Below are 17586 nucleotides of genomic sequence, written 5' to 3' on the forward strand. Positions count from 1 at the left end.
GCACCATGAGCCATCATGTTCCATAGAGTGGGAGTGCTAGGCGTGCTGCTCTATGGGTGGGTGCACTCGCCGCTAGGGGGGACGCTGCCGTAGACCTCTACGGTATGCCCATGACGCTCTCCAGCCCATATGAGCCGCGTGTAGCTCGGGCGCAGGAGCGCCTTCCATAGCAGCGATTGCTCGAACAGCTCCTCCTCGGGAGGTAGCAGATCGAACACCGAACGGGATGCCAGCAGGATGAGCTTCTTGCGCGCCCGGCTGAGGGCGACGTTGAGCCTGCGTGCGTCCAGGATGAAGTCGCTGCGCTGCAGCAGGTAGGCGGGATCGCTCTCGGTGGCGCTGACGATGATGACGTCTCGCTCATCGCCCTGGAAGCGCTCGACCGTGTCGACCGCAGATTTGACGATCTGCCTGGTCTCCGGATCCCGACGCACTATGTAGGGCACGTGCTCTCTGAGATCCATCCTCTGCATCCTATGCGGCACGACCACGCCCAGGCCAGTGTCCACGTCGAGCTCCAGCGGTGGGGATGCGAGGACCCGCAGTACGGGTTCCAGCAGCTGGCACTCGAACTCGTTGCGCGTCTGGCTCTGGCTCTCGTCATGTAACACGACGGTCAGCGGGTGCTCAGGTGAGAGCACCGCTTGCACGAAGGGATCGTCCACATCCAGTGCTGGGAGGACGTCCTGGCGCTGAGAGTAGAAGTTGAGGTCGTCGTACCGCTTGTAGATCTGGTCGGAGAGGAACCGGGCGATGTCCTTGTGGAGGCGATAGCTGCGTTCGAACTTGATCATCTTCGGCCTGGGCTGCATCTCTGCGAGCGTTTGGAACAGGGAGCGGTAGGTCTTGAACTGCTGGAACGTGCGGCGGAGCTCGCTCTCCCAGTCGTGCTGGACTATGGGAGGCATCTGGCGATGATCGCCCACCACGATCAGTTGGCCGTCCAGCTTCAGGGGAAGGGCCGCCATAATCGCCTCTGGAATGTTCATCTGCGATGCCTCGTCCAGCACCAGGCACTCTATGAGGTCGTGACCAAAGAGGCAAGCGGGGTTGTCCAGCTTGCATCTCCAATGCTCATATATCATGCGCCTGATGGACGCTGGGGTGGCGCCGAGTACAGCCCAACTAAGGGCTTCTAGCTCCCGGGCAGCGTTCCGGCAAGCCTTGTTGCTCGTGTAGAGCTTGATGCGGGGGTGCTGGAGGGAGGAACTATCTTCTCTAGTGGTCACCCGCATCAGCGGGAGGGCCCACAGCCGCTTGTCAAAGTACTTGAAGAAGCGGTCCCTCTCGGCGGCAGGCAGCTGTGACCTGATGCTTTCCAGCTGTTCGAGCACCTCCGCCACCTTGCCAAGGAGCACGTCGGTGGCGGCGTGCGTCTTGCAGGATAGGAGCACCCTGAGGCGCATGTCCGCTGCCATGGCTCCTTGGATGCGCGCCAACACGGCGTACGCAGTAGTGGTGCTCTTGCCGGTGCCCGGAGGTCCCTGTACGAGCAGCAGGGAGGCTTCCCCGAGCTGCCCTACGTATTCCCGCTTGGAGGGTTCCATCTCGCCCAGGTATCCGATGCTCGCCAGCCATTCCAGTCCCTGAAGGAAGAGCGCCTGCGCCTGGGCAGCCTCTTGTGGCCAGCATACCCTCTGCGCGCCTGGGGACACCAGCCGCTCATACAGAGCGTTCCTGCTCTCGCGCAGCCCTCGCACGACGAGCGCGCAGTACAGGCCATACCAATCATTGGGATCTTGATCGAGCACGTACTGCTGACCGTCCTGCAGGGGGGCAGCCATATCAGATTTGTCATTGGTGCCGAACACGTAGTGCTTGATGTTAAGAGGATTGACACCGTGCTCATTCCTCACCGTCACGTCGACGTAAGCCTCGCGCACCTGTCCCTGTTCGTCTCCCTCCGCCTCGATGTGGTCGATCTTGGCTCTTAGGCCGTACAGGATCTGCCTGAAGGTCGGGGCGAAAGGCTCCTTATTGGTGGCATCGGGGCGCGTGTCGCGTGTCCATCTCGGGGAGATTATGACCTTGGAGTCCTCCCCCAGGTCGACCAGCGCCAGGATCTCGTCCACGCTGAGGTCGGTGCCCGAGGCGTCAACTATCAGTCGGTAGCGAGATGGGCTCTTACCCTTGGCCAACAGATCCTGTTGCTCCGCGAGCATCTCGGGTGGCTGCAGGCGCTCCTCGTAGCGCACGATCAGCGAGACGCCTGCAAGCACCCGATCCTCAGGCCGCCTCTGCACGTTCTCCTTCCATGTGGATAGCTCCACCATGCGCTCCATGGTAAGGAACTCCTCCAGCGCATCCGCCAGGGTGCGGGCCGACTCCACGTCCCGCAGGTCGGGCAGCCGGAAGCCTTTCTTAGTGGTGTACTTGTTGGGCTCCAGCGAGGAGGCGATGTGCTCTATAGCCTCCAGGCGCTTGACCTCGAACGCCCGCAACAGATCCAGCGTGATGCCCCTTCTGTACCCTGCGTAAGGATCTCCTCTGCCCTGGAAGTACTCCGGGGGATCCAGCCTTCCCCAGGCGGCGTAGGCGTACTCTAGGGGGATGTCGCTGCCGAAGCGTGGGCGTGACATGTACCAGGAGGAGTCTTCCTGGTCTGAGAGCTTTCCCCAGCAGTCGAAGATGCCCACCTTGAAGATCTCCTTGAAATTCGGGTTCCCGTCCCATTGGAAGCGCTTGCCGTTGACCCACAGATCGCTGGCCACCATGTAGAGGCTTTGGCAATGGAATGGTAGGTTCTTGAAGCGCCTGATCTCCTCGCTCAGGAACGTGACCATGGGCGAATCGAACGCTGCCACCTGGGTGATGAAGTCATGTAAGTTGGTAGCTCCAAAGATGGCGTCCAAGTGACGCCCAAGACTCTCCAGCAGGTGCTGCTGATCATCACGGTCATAGAACACCAGGTGTATGGGCGCCTCGCCGTTCTCGTTACGCACGGCCAGTTGATCCAACGCCACCAGGAGGTTCTTCACCCAATCCAGGAAGAGCTCCCGCTCGCTGCTGGGGTCTGGTGGCCCCGAGGTGATGCGCACGACGTTGCCCGACCTGTGCTTCACGCCGCCCTTGTGGGCGACGATGCGTGCCCCCAGCATGTATATACAGTCCTGGAGGTAGTCGTACTGGGAATCGATGTAGATCATCACCAGGTTGGGATGCATCTCCGGGGAGCAGATCGGCAGGGACGAGTACCCGTTGTCGGGGATGTCGGACCGCACGCTCTCTCCCTGCTTGTACCTGTGACGCACATATCGCTTGGCGCGGTATATGAGCTCGTCGAGCCTGGAGGCGAGTGCCCAGGACCTCCGCAGGCTGCGTACTAGCTCCCTCTGCTCTGTGGGCGTCTGCAGTCGACCGTTTACGATCCTCTTGAGATTCGCTACCTGCTGGACCTTCGTCAGCCCTGCATCCAGCAGGGCTGACTTCTCAGTGGTGGAAATGAAGGGGATCATGGAGAGATCATCATGCTCGTAGGCCCATTTGAGGCAGAAGCGGGAGTAGACGCAGGCATCACAACCGGCATTCAGGTGGAAGAAGACGTCCTCAAAGCGAGAGGCCAGCACCCTCTCGGCTCTGGAGTCCTCCCCGAGCAGGAGGCTGTCCAGCATCTGCGCGAAGACGTCGGGGTCTTCCACGATCTGTAGGCAGGCACCCTCGAGCCCAAAGAGCTGGAGTGCCTGCTCTCTCTCCTTTTCAAGTTGTCTCTTCGCCTCCTCATCCAGCGAATCGTCCGGCTCCGAGCATCTATAGATGATGCCCATGCGCAGAGATTTTGCCTCGATACCTGCGCTATCTAACAGCTGCCGGACCATCCGTTCGTAGCAGGCCAGCTGCAGCCGATGGTCTATGGTCACGACCGCCGAGTACTTGATATCGGCTATCAGGAGGTGTAAGCCTCCCCCGTAGTCGCGCTCCAGCCGCAGCAGGTCTGGCCTACCAGGGATCTGCCATCCCCTGTCGCTCTGGGCAAAGGTCATCCCCGGCTGGTAGAGCACGCACACTTCGCCGGGCTCAAGCTCCTGGATGCACTTGATGATGTGGGCGCTGTGATCGGCATCCCCTTGGAAGGTTGCAAAGGATTCTAATCGGTAGTGCTCCCCGATCTTGCCGATTATCTCCTGCTCAAAGACGTTGCCGGCGGAGGTGAGCATCGGCGGCACCTTGTGAGGTGACAGGCCGCATCTATGCAGGAAATCGTCGGTGTTGCCCTGGTCGTGTAAGCGCAACCTCAGGAAGCGCTCGCACTGTCCCACGCGCACGAATTCCGCCAAGCTGGTGGGCGTGATCCTCCGCTCCCCTGGATAGGCATCCCGCCTATCGGCACTTGCCTGCACCACAGTCTCCTTCCTCTCCATGTCGCTCACCGGAGCGGCTAAACATCTGGATGTAAGAAACTTACACCAAAGCTCAGGTGCCGTCAAATAGCTCGCCAAGATCTAACCAAATATTAACCTATCTAGCGCTAATTGTTGTATTATGTAAGGGCAAGCAAGGAGAGCATCATGGAACACTCCGACGACCCACCGATCTGGCACCATCTGCTGCACGACGAGGGTTTGGAAGCCTCTCAGGGGTGCCCTCGGTGCGCACAGTACGAGCAGATGCTGCTGAGGCTAGAGGAGGAGCTGTCGAGCATCCGCCGCTATCTGCTGATCTCCGACACCCGCAACCAGCTTCGCTACCTAGCACTTCGCAGGCGCGAGCTGAGGGACGACCAGGATATAGTCAATTAGGTTAGGCACCCACCTTATTGAGTATCCCCTGAGCCTCATCTCGAGAGGAGCCGGCGGCCACAACCACCACCGTCAGCCCTTGGGCGATCGCGCCCTCAACCTCGTCTATCTCCTCATCTGTGGCGCCCAGATCCTCTAGCAACTCGTCTATGGCCGCGTCCGGCTGGTGTGCATAGGCCACTGCCAGCGGGCCACCCACAACGGCGCCTAGGTTTGGCACTAGGATGCCGGTGCTGCCCACGCTGATCCCCTCTCCAAACGGGACGTTCTCATCGGTCACCACCTCAAGCGAGCCCATGCGGCCTACCTCCATCTCCTCCTCGGAGGGTATCTGCTCCGGGTCTGCTGGGTTGGGCACCACTATGCTGATCTGTTCGGTGCTGAAGCCTCCATCGCTGAGGGCGCGCACGGCGTCCAGCGCCAACTGCTGGCTCTCAAATGCCCTCACCGCTACCCCTGGGATATCTTGGGCCATGCGATCACCTCCCCATATGGATTTCTCGATGACCATTGAGCAACAAGCATACCAAGCCCCAAAGAGGTGGCAATGGCAGGGATAATACCTATAAGTGGTATCCTTCTTGCGATGTGGGGAGCGTCGCTTGTTGTACAGCCAATAGGAGGCGTGAGATGGCTGCGACTGACGTGGTCTGTGGCATGCAGATCGATGAGGAGCAGGCAGAGGCTTCTGGCCTCACCAGCGAATATGGCGGCCAGACCTACTACTTCTGCTCGCCCGGGTGCAAGCAGACGTTCGATCAGAACCCCGAGGCCTACGCTGCTGAGCAATCCGGTATCTAGATGCTGGGGCGCCACGCACGTTTTGGGTGTGCGCGGGCCCCCTGCTTACCTGTGGACTTCCACGCCTTTCTGCCCTATAGGCAGTAATGTAAAGCCCCGAATGCAGGCCGAAGCCCCGTATTGAGCGTACGCACCGCGCATATCGAGCGCCCGCTTGCCACCCCAACCTGAGATTTCCTCCTGATTTGTGGTGTAGCATGACAGAACTTTCATCGGTTCCTGGCTTGGCTCTCATTGGTTGTTCATGGCCAGCAAATAAGATAGAAGGGTAATCCTAAGATAGAACAGGAAGGAAGCCCCTTGCGCTGGATGCTGCTGACGCTCATGATGGCTGTGGCTCTTTACGCCGCCTGGATGCACGACACCAACCGTGCGCTGCCCTTTGCTAAGCTGCCGCCTGTCAGGGGCACAGAGATCGCTCGCGTGTTGCCCGATCCCACAGCCACACCGGTCAGCAAGGTACGCGTACCTCAAGGAGTGCCCATAAGACCGTCGCTGCAGAAGCAGGTAAACGCGTTGATGGCGGATGTAGAGCGGGTGCGAGGGCTGCGCTTTGAGCGCCGCATCGTCCCTCGCTTCCTCACCCCTGCCGATTTCAGGGTTTACTACAGCCATATGCTCGATAGAGAGTGGCCACAGGCCCAGCGGCAGGCTCAGGAAGACACCCTCATCATGTTCGGCCTGGCATCCCCTTCATTTAATATCAACCGTGTGTTGGAAGATGACCCCAGCAACTCCATTCTAGGTTTCTATGAGCTCGACAGCAAGCGTATGTTCATTATCGGACGACCCAACGATCTAGATCCGGCCAACAAGGTGACCTTGGCCCACGAGCTCACACACGCCCTGCAGGATCAGCACTTCCGTATCCAGTCCATGTATGAGCGAGCCCGCGACAACGAGGACGCCGAGCTGGCCCTCCGAGCGCTTGTGGAGGGCGATGCCACCCTCTCCGAGATGCTGTACATGGGCGATACCAAGATCGATGAGTCCCGGGCGCAGGCCATCGCCCGTCAGGACGGTACCACGTTCACCAGCATCTCTACCGGTCCAGCTGTGCTGACCCTCAAGACCCTCTTCCCCTACCTGCAGGGAGCATCTTGGGTGGGGCAGCTGTACAGGAAGGGTGGGTGGGGAGCAGTGAACCGTGCGTACGGCGATCCTCCGGAGTCCACCGAGCAAGTGCTGCATCCTGGGAAGTACCTCAGGCGCGACCATCCGACCTCGATCAAGCTGCCCCGCATGGACGGCGCTCTTGGTCCTATGTGGCAGATGGTTGCCGAGAACACTCTAGGGGAGCTCCAGGTGCTGGCGATGTTCCTCCCTCAAGGGAGTGATGTGGCGAGGAAGGCGGCGAGCGGATGGGACGGCGACCGCTATCGGATATACCGGTACGGTGAGGGCAAGGTGTTGGTGTGGGAGTCAGTTTGGGACACCACGAAGGACGCCCGCGAAGCTGAGCAGGCGCTCAGGCAGCAGCAGATAGCGCTCAACGACGATGTGTTTGGGCGGGATCCCGTCACCCGCAACGGGGTGTTCTATCTGGACGGCGCTGACAGCGACGTGCGCGTAGCGAGACAGGGCAAGCACTTGTATCTAGTGGTGTCCTCGGGAACGACCTCACGTACGGCCGACAAGGTCATGCGAACCCTCCTGGACTAGCGCTACGAGCTTGCCTCGGATTGGCTGCCTTGGCTGTAACGCTGAGCGTTTTGGGGTGTCCTTATAAGGTGAACGCTCCTAAGAGCACGGAGGGATTATGGAGAAGTTGTGCTCCAACTGTGGAGGCTACCATGTGGATCACCTGGAGATGTTGCGCCTGACTGGCGGCAAGCTGTGCTGGTGCGCCCGCTGCGGCTGCAAGCGGAAGCTTAAGGCGATGCTTGCGACACCCGATGGTGTGCGGGCGCTGGCGGAGATCCGGGGGCCACAGGTGGAGAGCGTTATGCGCGCGCTGATGAGCCAGGACTAAGCCATCCTGCATTGCTGCTAACTATGCAATGGCAGCTCCACCACGGGCTCCTCCGTTGGGAGACCGTCTTCCCGTGCGCAGGTCAGGCAATACCCTTCTAGGCTAAGCACCTGCTCGGGGCGACTACCGTAACGATAGACGGTGATCCCCTTGCACCCCAGCTCGTACGCCAGCCTGTAGGCAGACTCCACGTCCTCGGGCGTCGCCTCTTGTGGCAGGTTGATCGTCTTGCTCACGCCGTTGTCAACGTGCCTTTGGAAGGTGGCCTGCATCCGCACGTGCCACTCCGGGGATATCTCTAGCGCCGTGGCAAACACTCGCCGCAGGTCCTCTGGCAGGGTCGGTAGATTTCTCACCCTGCCGGTGGCTACCACGTGCTCCCTGAGGTGGTCGTCTAGCACACCTCGCCTGCGGGCCTCCTCGAGAAAGACGGGGTGTATCTCCTGCTTGAGCTCCCTGCCTCCCAGGGCGCGGCGCGTGTAGGTGAGCGCGAAGAGGGGCTCTATGCCTGCAGAGCAGTTGGCGATGATGCCGATCGTGCCGGTCGGCGCTATGGTACGGGTAGTGGCGTTACGCATCCTTGGTCCACCCCGCCGATCGTAGTCGCTTCCTGGGTAGTTGGGAAAGACCCCGCGCCTCTCAGCAAGCTTGACCGAAGCCTCTACCGCTCTATCCTCCACGAAGCCCATCAGCTCTTCGGCCAACGATAGGGCCTCCTCTGAGTCGTAGGGCACGCCCAACTGGAAGAGCAGATCCGCCCAGCCCATTACTCCCAGCCCTATCCTGCGGTTGCGGCGACATATGTCCTCGATCCTGGGATCGGGGTAATGGTTGATATCTATGACGTTGTCCAGGAAGTGCACTCCGAGATCCACCAGCTCCCCTAGTTTGTGCCAGTCCAGTTGTCGTTGCTCCGGAGGGCCCGTCACTACCGCGTTGAGGTTGATCGAGCCCAGACAGCAGGCCTCGTAGGGGTGGAGCGGCTCCTCAGCGCAGGGGTTGGTCGCCTCGATCTCTCCCAGGTGCTTGGTGGGGTTCTGCCTGTTGATCGTGTCCAGCGCCACCAGCCCGGGCTCGCCGCTGTCCCACGCCTCCTGGATTATGAGCTCCCATATCCTCCTGGCGTCCTCATGCTCCCACACCGAGCGATCGCGCGGGTTGACTAGCGGATACTTCTCGCCCTTCTCGATGGCGCGCATGAACTCATCGGTGACGCCGACCGAGATGTTGAAGTTGTTGAGGGCTCGCCTGTCTCGCTTGCTCGTCACGAACTCCCTGACGTCGGGATGGTCTACGCGCAGGATCCCCATGTTGGCGCCTCTGCGCTTGCTCCCCTGCTTGATCGTCTCCGTCATGGCGTTGTAGAGCATCATGAAGGACACGGCACCGGAGGAAATACCCCCGGTGGAGTGGACCACATCCCCGCGTGGCCGCAGGCGCGAGAAGGAGAAGCCCGTGCCTCCTCCGGTCTGCTGGATCAGCGCCGCGAGCTTGAGCGTGTCGAAGATTCCCTCCAGCGAGTCCTCTACAGGCAACACGAAGCAGGCCATACACTGGGAGGAAGGCGTGCCAGCGTTCATGAGAGTAGGGCTGTTGGGTAGGAACTCCAGGTGCGCCATCGCCTGGTAGAACCTCTCGGCAGTGGCGGCTACCTGTGATCGCGGACCGTAGAGCGCATCGGCGTCCGCGACTGCCCTCGCCACACGCCAAAACATCTCGGCCGGTGTCTCTATGATCTCCAGTTTGGCGTTGCGCCGAAGGTACCTCTCCTCCAGCACGATCAGCGCGTTGGTGGAAAGCTTAGGCTCTTCCATGTCTCCTCTCCTCCGATCCTCAGAGTTTAACATAATCTGTGAGGTTTGTGACATATTGCTGGCAACGTGGACATTGAGAGGCTATATTGCTTGGTATGAGAGGTTACCACAGCAAGCAGGGAAGATCGAGACCCTGGATGGGTTACTTGGCAAGGGTGATCTTGGCAGCTGCGGCGCTGGTGCTGGTGAGCGCGGTTGGCTACTGGGTACTGGCCGAGGACGTGTCCCGGCCGTCTTCCGCCGCCCATACCGCTACGCCCACGCCTGTCAAGGCAGCCTCCGCCGTGCCGACCAGCACGGTGGTGCGCCCGACGCCCACTCCCATCCCGCCAACCCCCACCGCCAAGGGTCGTAGTGTGAGTGTGGGACGGGAGGTGAGCCAAGTATACAGGAGTTCGGCCAACAGGGCCTACGCACGGGCCCGCGCGAGGCACAGGGAGAGCAGGATGCCCAAGGTGCCTCCCACGCCAACGCCTCACCCCACTCCAACAGCCCTGCCCACGCCCACCCCGACGCGCGTACCGCCAACTCCTACCCCAACTCCTCTCCCTCCAACCCCGACGCCCACTCCTGCGCCTCCGCAGGACGACTTTGTAGGTTATGTAGGTCGTATAGATGCTGCCACTCGCAATCGTATGCGCTACTCCTGGAGGCCTGGATGCCCAGTGCCTCTTGAGGATCTCAGGCTGGTCACCGTCCGGTACTGGGGCTTCGACGGCAGACCCCATATGGGGGAGCTAGTGATCCACGAGAGGTACACCTATGCGATAGTGCAGGTGATGCACGAGCTGTACGATGCTAGGTATCCCATCGAGAGGATGCAGCTGGTGGACGTCTACGGCGGGGACGACGACAGGTCCATGGCCGCCAACAACACCTCGGCCTTCAACTGTCGTGCTGTGACGGGGCGTCCCGGTGTGTGGTCGGAGCACTCCTATGGCTGGGCGATAGACATCAACCCTGTGCAGAATCCTTACGTCACAGCTAGTGGTGTGGTGTTGCCCCCTGCTGGCCAGCGCTACCTGGATCGCACTCAGGACCTTCCTGGGATGATCAAGCCGGGGGACGTCGTCGTGAGGGCCTTCGAGCGTATAGGTTGGCGATGGGGCGGCTATTGGTCGGATCCCAAAGATTACCAGCACTTCTCAGCGACCGGTAGGTGAGACCAGGGGCCAGAGTGCTCAAGGATTGACATTTTTCCATTGAAATGGTAGACTTTGATCGACTGAGGGGGAGTATCTTAGTCAGGCGCCATCGTCAGTACGGCCACAAGGCCCGGTGTCGCCGGCTGGATGAGCCAAGAGAGACCTTCAGCTAGAAACTAGCTGGAGGTTTTGTTATGTCTGTTGACCTTTGGATCTGGACCGTATTTCTGGGCGTCATAGCTTTCTTCCTCTTACTCGACCTCTTTGTGTTCCACCGGGAGGCGCACGTAGTCTCCATGCGGGAGGCTGCGACATGGAGCGCGATCTGGGTGGCGATGGGGCTGGCCTTCGGAGGGCTCATCTGGGTGTGGTTTGGCCCCACTGCCGCGGGAGAGTACCTGGCAGGCTACCTCATCGAAAAGAGCTTGTCGGTGGACAACGTCTTCGTGTTCGCGCTGATATTCTCCTACTTTGCGGTGCCGGCTGCCTACCAGCATAGGGTGCTGTTCTGGGGAGTGGTGGGTGCCATCCTCATGCGCGCTGCGTTCATCGCCGCGGGAGCCGCCCTGCTGGAGGCTTTCCACTGGATAATCTATGTGTTCGGCGCACTGCTGGTGGTCACGGGTGTGAGGATGGCTACCAGAAGGCATGAGGAGGTACACCCCGAGCAGAACCCTATCCTAAGGCTGGTCAGGCGCCTCATACCTATGCTGCCGGAGTACAGGAGTCAGAGGTTCTTCATCCGCGAGGGCGGCAGGTTGTGGGCCACGCCGCTGCTGGCGGTCCTGATAGTAGTGGAGACCACAGATGTCATCTTCGCGATCGATTCCATACCGGCGATCTTCGCGGTCACTCGCGAGCCATTCCTGGTGTTCACCTCCAACGCCTTCGCTATCCTGGGTCTGAGGGCACTCTACTTCCTCCTCGCGGGGATGATGCATCGGTTCGTGTACCTGAAGTACGGCCTGGCGGGCATCCTGGTGTTCGTCGGCGCTAAGATGCTCCTGAGCGATATCTATAAGGTGCCTATCTGGATCTCTCTGGCGGTGATATCCGTCCTGGTGGGGGTATCGGTGGTGGCCTCCCTGCGCGCCACACGGAAGGAACCTTCCGAGCACGTGTACGAACACAGCTAATCACCCCTACTTTTTCTCAACCCTCCCTATACCCCTGGTCCACCCTAGCGGTGCGGCCAGGGTGTATGCTGTGAGGGTCGGGCGTACAACCGAGGAGGAGACAGATGTACGGCACTATAGCCCAGCTGCGGGTGCGAGCGGGCATGGAGGGGACGCTGGAGGCGCTTATGGAAGGTCAGAGGATGAGGCACAGAGACATACCGGGACACCTGATGTCCTGTGTCCTGCGCTCCGATGCTGATCCCAATGAGTACTGGTTGGTGGCCCTATTTACGGATAGAGAGTCCTATATACGCAATGCCGACAGCCCCGAGCAGGACGAGGAGTACCAGATGCTGAGATCCGTGCTGGAGTCGGACCCCATATGGCACGACGGTGAGGTGGTGTACACTGACACAGGCAGAACCTAGCCCAACAGCCTGATCACGACCTTGCCGAAGTGCCTGCCGCTCTCGAGGTACCGGTAAGCCTCCGGAGCCTCTTCAAAGGGGAAGACGCGGTCGATCACGGGGCACAGCTGCCAGCGTTCGATCGCCTTGTTCATCTCCTCGAAGTCCCGCAAGCTGCCGACGTAAACGGAGTCCACCCGGATGCCCTTGTCGTTCCCCTTCGCAGCTTCCAGGTCCCCGGGAGCACCGCTCAGCAACCCCACGAGCGTGACGTGGCCTCCTTCACGCGTGGCCCTGAGCGACTTAGGCAGCGTTTGGGCCCCGCCCACCTCCACCACGTGGTCAACGCCCAGGCCGTCGGTGAGCTTGAGAACCTCATCATCCCAGTTGGGCTGCTCTCGGTAGTTGATCCCGGCATCGGCGCCCAGCTGACGAGCCCGCGCGAGTTTCTCGTCGCTGCTGGAGGTCACTATGACCTTGGCTCCTGCATGTTTGGCGATCTGGAGCGCGAAGATGCTCACCCCGCCGGTTCCCAGCACGAGTACCGTCTGTCCGGGCTGAAGCTTACCCAGCGCCATCAGGCTGACCCAGGCCGTGACGCCGGCACAGGGCAGCGTCGCCGCCTCCTCAAACGATAGGAAGTCCGGGATGTGGACCGCTCCCGTCTCCTCAAGCACTACGTACTCCGCCAGCACACCGTCCAGGTCTCCCCCCAGCGCCGATGAGGTCTTGGACTCATCCGGAGGACCATCCACCCATCTCTGGAAGAAGGCACTTGCCACCCTGTCCCCCGTCCGAAAGCGAGTCACTCCCTCTCCTACCTGCACCACTTCGCCGGCGCCATCGGACAGCGGTACCAACGGCAGGCGTGGCGATCCCCTTCTGTAGCTCCCGCGGGCTATAAGCAGGTCGCGGTAGTTGAGGCTCGTGGCATGCATCCTTACCAGCACCTGCCCCGGTGCGGGAGAGGGCGTGGGCCGCTCGACGAGCGTCGGCGTCCCAGCTTGCAGGTCTCTAAGCTCATACGCTCGCATATGCACCCCCTATCCACGGTTAGTATCCCTTCCAGTGTAGGGGTTGGCATCAGCACCCGCAAGTGCTAAGACCAGAGCTGGGGTGCCCTGCAGTTGAATGCTCCGCTGGAACTCGGCCAAGGGCTCACCTGTATCGGCATCCACCAGGACGTACACCCTCGATGGTATAGTTTGCACAGGCTGATCCGCCACAGTTTCTATAATTATCCCATCTGCCCTGTCCCAGATAACCATCCAGACAGGAGCGTTGTGGATAGATTCTGGCCCGTCGGGATAGGGCTCAAGGGTAAGTGTGGCTAGCCCATGCAGCGCCCTGGGCTCGCTGTGCAGCGCACCTCCCGGCCTGTTCCCGCTAGCCATTTGGATGGCCTCCTCCCTGCCTATCTTGGGTGGGTTGAGTGCTGGGGAGAGCAGGAGGTCTATGTCCTCAAACAGGACGGGCTCTGTGATGGAGGTGGGAGTGATGCTGGCACTCAGCCCGCTGCCCTTCCTGTCATCAGCCCACTCCTCTTGGGAGCGGCTGGGTGAGCCCACGCTCTCGTTCCCGGCTCCAGCCAGCACCGCATAAGCCACAAGCACCAGGGCCATCGAGACGGCCAGGGCAACTGTTCCTGCCAGCAACCTGCTTAACCTGCGCACCGTGTACTCCTCCTTGCCTACTGCCTGTCGTCGAAGGTCCAGTACTCGCTTTGAAAGGTGCCCTCCACACCTGCTGTTCGGGACGTAGTGGCTGAAGTCCCCATCGCGCGCAGATCTCGGTGGTCGATCGCCAGGTCCCGCTGAACATCGGCGGGTCGAGCGACCCGCCACGCATACGGTTATAGGTGTAGTTCGTCTCCGTAAAAGCGTCTATCCTTGGCTTATCGAACCGCATGCGGTCTACAGTACTGATCCATGTCCTGTATCCCTGCGGGTTGATGAAGTCCGTCGTATAGCAGACGCAGTCGGTGAGGGAACGATTCCAGTACACGCGGAAATCGAGCCAGGTGACAGTAGGCGCGTCCAAGATAGCGTCAATGCCATGGGCTCCATCCTGGCCGATCCACCCCGCGAACACCTTGGTGGGGTAGGCATCGTTCAGTGTATGATCGAACACGACGCAACCCGCCTGGATCCACTTACAGTCTGGTGCCGGCTGGTTATTCCAGACCATTATCCAAGCACTGGTAGAGCTGGGCTTGTCAGAGATTATGCAGAGCGTTGTAGGATCGTCCTGCTCTATTATCGCTCTCCCACCATAGTTTCCTTGCAAGCGATATCCACCTCTGTACCAGCGAGAGCCTCCTCCAATTGTGCGGTCTCCGCGATAGGCTGAGGCACCACTTGGAAAGAGGGTGAGTGCCACCGCGGCCAGATAAAGCCCGGGCGAATGAGCGCAAAGCGCACGGGGCAGATCATGATGCTCCTCCGATTTGCGCATCTACATCTTGCCCGTACCTAATCGTAAACTTCAGCTGAGAGCACACCAGTTACATAGGTGCTCAATCCAGAGTACGCACGTACTCAGTTCGCAGTGGAGGTGTGGACTCGCGCTGGGCCGTTGCCTTGCCCCATCGCCACGTGTCGCAGTATCTGCTGATGCTTGCGGCTCAGATGCGTGCGGGCAGTGGATATATGAAGGTATCTCATTCCCCCGTAGACGCCAATCACTACCTGGCGCAGCATCTCTCCCAGCCGCTGCTCCTGTGGCATCACCTCGACCAGCAGCGCATGGGAGCCGAGATCCCATAGATCCTCAGCATGTTCGGGGCAGGGATTGCCCGTTACCACGACCACGTAGGGTCTCTTTGTCAGCACCCTCTCCACCACGTCGAGGGCGTAGCAGCGAGGTTCGTCAACCACCAAGTTCATAGCTGCATCGGCGGAGAACTCGAAGCCCTGCATCCTGAGGGAGCCCTCGATGCTACGTCCGCAAACGGTGACCCGCATCGCACCCAGATGAGTTGCTGCTGATTGTCGCCAAGGTCTTGGCCTTCCACGGGACCTCTCCTTGTGGTGATATCACCACTTGCTTTCCATAACGTTGTAGGTAGCTGTTTGGTCACGGGGTTGACCGCGCGGATGAAACCCGCATAATAGGCTCAAGAATATTAGCTGCCAGGGCTGAAGGAGCCTTCCCTTGTGGTACGCGATCGTGGCTGACGACCTGACCGGTGCCGCCGACAGTGCGGCTAGATGCCTGCCAAGCGGCCTGCGGGCGCGGGTGAGCATAGGCGGAGATGCCTCAGCTTGGTACGACGTCGAGGCGTTCGACACCGACACCCGCCACCTTCCCCCGGCTATGGCGAGCGAGATCGTTGCCGGGGTTGTGGAGCACTGCCTGCGGATGGGGGCCGTTGAGGTGTACAAGAAGGTGGACTCGGTCCTGAGGGGGAACGTAGGCGCCGAGCTCGAGGCCGCCATGCGGGCGGCCGGCGCGGAGCTCGTCCTGCTCTGCCCGGCCTTCCCTGAGCAGGGCAGGACTGTGGTCGAAAGCCATCTCCTGGTGAACGATACGCCCGTGACTGCTACTTCCCTGGGACGCGAGGTGGGAGCTTCCAGCTACGTCCCGGAGATCCTCGGGGCGCAGACTTCGCTGCCGGTGGGGCTGCTAGGGCTGCGGAGCGTGCGCAGTGGCCGTGAGGTGATCGTCCAAGAGCTGGAGGCGTTGAGGCGATCGGGCGCTAGGATCGTCGTGGCCGATGCCTGCTCCGGCGAGGACCTCGCGGCTGTAGCCGACGGAGCACGGGCCCTGGGCCGCAGCTGCCTGCTTGCCGGCTCCGCGGGGCTGATCTCAGTACTCGCTCCTCATTGGGCCCGGGCGCTGCCGCCGCCTCAAGTGCTTGTGGTAGTGGGCTCGCTGCACCCTACCGCCCGGGCGCAGGTGCGGCTGCTTCTGGAGAAGGAGTCCTGCGCGCTGGTGCACACTGGGAATGATGAGGAGCCCGACGACTCCAGCAGGGTGATCGTCCTCCTCACCCCGGATGAGGGCACGGAGGGGGATCATGTTGGAGAGCTGGCGAAGCGGGCCGCGCAGGTACTGCGCTCGCGCCGGGTATCTGGGATGGTGGTCACCGGCGGCGACTCGGCGAGGGCCGTCCTAGAGGCCATCGGGGCCTCAGGAGTAGCGCTGCTGGGCGAGGTCGTGCCAGGCTTGCCCTGTGGACGCCTGGTCGGCGGGGATTACGACGGCCTGCCGGTGGTGACTAAGGCTGGCAGTTTTGGTCGAGAGGAGGCACTGTGGTGGGGAGTGATCAAAGTGGAGGAGATGATTGGTGAGAGATAGACCTTTGCTAGCGATAACTATGGGAGATCCGGCGGGTATAGGTCCCGAAGTGATAGCGAAGGCGCTGTCGCGCCGCGAGCTGTACGACCTGTGCAGGCCGATCGTGGTGGGGGACACCTCTACCATGGAGCGCCAGCTCACGTGCGCCCCGGGGGTGAGGTCGGTCCGACAGGTGGGGGAGCCCGATGAGGCTGTTTGCGAGTACGGGACGCTGGAAGTACTCCAGATAGCCACGGACGTCTCCGCCGTGCGGCCCGGACAGCTCTCGCCCGAGGCCGGGAGGGCGGCGGTGGAGTGCGTGCGGGTCGCGGCCGCTCTGGCGCGTGACGGCAGGGCAGATGCCATCGTCACAGCTCCCCTCAACAAGGCGGCGATGCACCTGGCCGGGTACAGCTACCCGGGCCACACAGAGCTGTTGGCTGAGTTCTTCGGCGTTCAGCGGTACTCGCTCGTGCTCACCACCGGCGAGCTCTTCGTGTTCCACGTGACGACGCACGTGTCGCTGCGGGAGGCCATCGAGCTGCTGACCGTCGACAGGGTGCAGGGCACAATCGAGCTGGCGCATAGCTTTGCCACCACCCTGGGCAGGGAGCGGAAGTCGATCGGCGTGGCAGGACTGAATCCTCACGCCGGAGAAGGAGGACTCTTCGGGCGTGAGGACGAGGAGGTCATCCGACCTGCGATCGAGGCCGCCAGGCTGGAAGGAGTCGACGTCGAGGGCCCCATGCCCGCCGACGCACTCTTCCCAAAGGCCGCCCAAGGGAAGTACGACTTCGTCGTGATGATGTACCATGACCAGGGCCACGTGCCCTTCAAGAGTCTCTACTTCGACAAGGGGGTAAACATCACCGTCGGTCTGCCGGTGGTGCGCACCTCGGTGGACCATGGCACGGCGTTCGACATAGCTGGGAGGTGCATGGCCAGCGAGGAGAGCATGGTCAAGGCGATAGAGCTGGCCGCGGCCCTCGCACCCGCTTGGGGCAAGGTGTGGGAGGCGGTGAAGACGGACGTGGCTTAGGTCCCGATCAGGCAGAGAAATACGCAAAGGGTCTTCAGGGGCTGATGCCGGTGGAACTCCCTGGCAAACCCCATCCCTTGCGTGTGCACCTGGGTATACACAGCATGTGCCACGAGCGGGGATCCATGTGCCTCCCGACAGGGGGTAAGCTCTCGCAACTCCCCGAGGATGTCCCGTAAATGGGATGCTTGCCCTCGGTCGCATGTGCTCTCTGGTGTTAGCCTCACGGGGTCGGGATAGCCCTGGCTAGGTTTATAATACACATATCTTGATAGG

Annotated in this window: 15 protein-coding genes; 9 read left to right on the plus strand and 6 right to left on the minus strand. The window is 61.1% G+C overall.

The genetic code is table 11. The annotated features are described in order from the left end of the window. Positions 1-50: 50 nt before the first annotated feature. A complete protein-coding gene (locus TTER_RS12145) occupies positions 51-4358 on the minus strand; it encodes a bifunctional RecB family nuclease/DEAD/DEAH box helicase (protein ID WP_049823067.1) in 4308 nt (1435 codons plus the stop codon). 147 nt (positions 4359-4505) lie between these two features. On the opposite strand from TTER_RS12145, the gene TTER_RS12150 reads away from it, so the two are divergent. Then, on the plus strand, positions 4506-4736 hold the full coding sequence (locus TTER_RS12150; RefSeq protein ID WP_012876335.1) for a hypothetical protein: 231 nt from the start codon (positions 4506-4508) through the stop codon (positions 4734-4736). A 1-nt stretch (position 4737) separates the two neighbouring features. Here TTER_RS12150 and TTER_RS12155 read toward each other — a convergent pair whose 3' ends face one another. Further along, positions 4738-5211, minus strand: coding sequence for a hypothetical protein (locus tag TTER_RS12155; RefSeq protein WP_012876336.1), 474 nt, complete (start codon positions 5209-5211; stop codon positions 4738-4740). A gap of 155 nt (positions 5212-5366) precedes the next feature. Here TTER_RS12155 and TTER_RS15460 point away from each other — a divergent pair, with 155 nt between their 5' ends. The 3 genes from TTER_RS15460 (at position 5367) to TTER_RS12165 (ending at position 7509) form a co-directional block, all read left to right on the plus strand. Continuing rightward, the gene (locus tag TTER_RS15460; RefSeq protein WP_012876337.1) at positions 5367-5537 is read left to right on the plus strand and encodes a YHS domain-containing protein; all 171 of its coding nucleotides are present in this window, start codon (positions 5367-5369) and stop codon (positions 5535-5537) included. Positions 5538-5837: 300 nt separating this feature from the next. Further along, positions 5838-7199 carry a hypothetical protein gene (locus TTER_RS12160; RefSeq protein WP_012876338.1) on the plus strand — a complete coding sequence of 454 codons (1362 nt, stop codon included), beginning with the start codon at positions 5838-5840 and terminating at the stop codon, positions 7197-7199. Between the two features lie 97 nt (positions 7200-7296). Further along, the gene (locus tag TTER_RS12165; RefSeq protein ID WP_012876339.1) at positions 7297-7509 is read left to right on the plus strand and encodes a hypothetical protein; all 213 of its coding nucleotides are present in this window, start codon (positions 7297-7299) and stop codon (positions 7507-7509) included. 17 nt (positions 7510-7526) lie between these two features. On the opposite strand, the gene TTER_RS12170 is transcribed toward TTER_RS12165, so the two are convergent. Further along, entirely contained in the window at positions 7527-9323 is a 1797-nt protein-coding gene (locus tag TTER_RS12170; RefSeq protein WP_012876340.1) for an adenosylcobalamin-dependent ribonucleoside-diphosphate reductase, read from the minus strand. Positions 9324-9478: 155 nt separating this feature from the next. Here TTER_RS12170 and TTER_RS12175 point away from each other — a divergent pair, with 155 nt between their 5' ends. The 3 genes from TTER_RS12175 (at position 9479) to TTER_RS12185 (ending at position 12014) form a co-directional block, all read left to right on the plus strand. Further along, entirely contained in the window at positions 9479-10486 is a 1008-nt protein-coding gene (locus TTER_RS12175; protein ID WP_241215288.1) for a M15 family metallopeptidase, read from the plus strand. Positions 10487-10662: 176 nt separating this feature from the next. Then, a complete protein-coding gene (locus TTER_RS12180) occupies positions 10663-11604 on the plus strand; it encodes a TerC family protein (protein ID WP_012876342.1) in 942 nt (313 codons plus the stop codon). Between the two features lie 104 nt (positions 11605-11708). Then, on the plus strand, positions 11709-12014 hold the full coding sequence (locus tag TTER_RS12185) for an antibiotic biosynthesis monooxygenase family protein (RefSeq protein ID WP_012876343.1): 306 nt from the start codon (positions 11709-11711) through the stop codon (positions 12012-12014). Here the strand turns inward: TTER_RS12185 and TTER_RS12190 are convergent. From TTER_RS12190 to TTER_RS12200, 3 genes are all read right to left on the minus strand, one after another. Further along, positions 12011-13027: a zinc-dependent alcohol dehydrogenase family protein gene (locus TTER_RS12190; protein WP_012876344.1), complete on the minus strand. Its 1017-nt coding sequence runs from the start codon at positions 13025-13027 to the stop codon at positions 12011-12013. The two genes, TTER_RS12185 and TTER_RS12190, sit on opposite strands and share 4 nt — an antisense overlap. A gap of 9 nt (positions 13028-13036) precedes the next feature. Then, entirely contained in the window at positions 13037-13666 is a 630-nt protein-coding gene (locus TTER_RS12195; RefSeq protein WP_012876345.1) for a hypothetical protein, read from the minus strand. A gap of 864 nt (positions 13667-14530) precedes the next feature. After that, entirely contained in the window at positions 14531-14956 is a 426-nt protein-coding gene (locus TTER_RS12200; RefSeq protein ID WP_148212011.1) for a hypothetical protein, read from the minus strand. 205 nt (positions 14957-15161) lie between these two features. On the opposite strand from TTER_RS12200, the gene TTER_RS12205 reads away from it, so the two are divergent. Beyond that, positions 15162-16292: a four-carbon acid sugar kinase family protein gene (locus TTER_RS12205; protein WP_241215289.1), complete on the plus strand. Its 1131-nt coding sequence runs from the start codon at positions 15162-15164 to the stop codon at positions 16290-16292. Between the two features lie 19 nt (positions 16293-16311). Further along, entirely contained in the window at positions 16312-17310 is a 999-nt protein-coding gene (gene pdxA / locus TTER_RS12210) for a 4-hydroxythreonine-4-phosphate dehydrogenase PdxA (protein ID WP_148212060.1), read from the plus strand. Positions 17311-17586 lie beyond the last annotated feature (276 nt).

Source organism: Thermobaculum terrenum ATCC BAA-798 (assembly GCF_000025005.1).
GTDB classification, from domain to species: Bacteria; Chloroflexota; Chloroflexia; order Thermobaculales; family Thermobaculaceae; genus Thermobaculum; species Thermobaculum terrenum.

Coding starts and splice junctions, on each gene's coding strand:
- TTER_RS12145 (WP_049823067.1), bottom strand. CDS start 4,358: ATGGAGAGGAAGGAGACTGTGGTGCAGGCAAGTGCCGATAGGCGGGAT.
- TTER_RS12150 (WP_012876335.1), top strand. CDS start 4,506: ATGGAACACTCCGACGACCCACCGATCTGGCACCATCTGCTGCACGAC.
- TTER_RS12155 (WP_012876336.1), bottom strand. CDS start 5,211: ATGGCCCAAGATATCCCAGGGGTAGCGGTGAGGGCATTTGAGAGCCAG.
- TTER_RS15460 (WP_012876337.1), top strand. CDS start 5,367: ATGGCTGCGACTGACGTGGTCTGTGGCATGCAGATCGATGAGGAGCAG.
- TTER_RS12165 (WP_012876339.1), top strand. CDS start 7,297: ATGGAGAAGTTGTGCTCCAACTGTGGAGGCTACCATGTGGATCACCTG.
- TTER_RS12170 (WP_012876340.1), bottom strand. CDS start 9,323: ATGGAAGAGCCTAAGCTTTCCACCAACGCGCTGATCGTGCTGGAGGAG.
- TTER_RS12180 (WP_012876342.1), top strand. CDS start 10,663: ATGTCTGTTGACCTTTGGATCTGGACCGTATTTCTGGGCGTCATAGCT.
- TTER_RS12185 (WP_012876343.1), top strand. CDS start 11,709: ATGTACGGCACTATAGCCCAGCTGCGGGTGCGAGCGGGCATGGAGGGG.
- TTER_RS12190 (WP_012876344.1), bottom strand. CDS start 13,027: ATGCGAGCGTATGAGCTTAGAGACCTGCAAGCTGGGACGCCGACGCTC.
- TTER_RS12200 (WP_148212011.1), bottom strand. CDS start 14,956: ATGCGGGTCACCGTTTGCGGACGTAGCATCGAGGGCTCCCTCAGGATG.
- pdxA (WP_148212060.1), top strand. CDS start 16,312: ATGGGAGATCCGGCGGGTATAGGTCCCGAAGTGATAGCGAAGGCGCTG.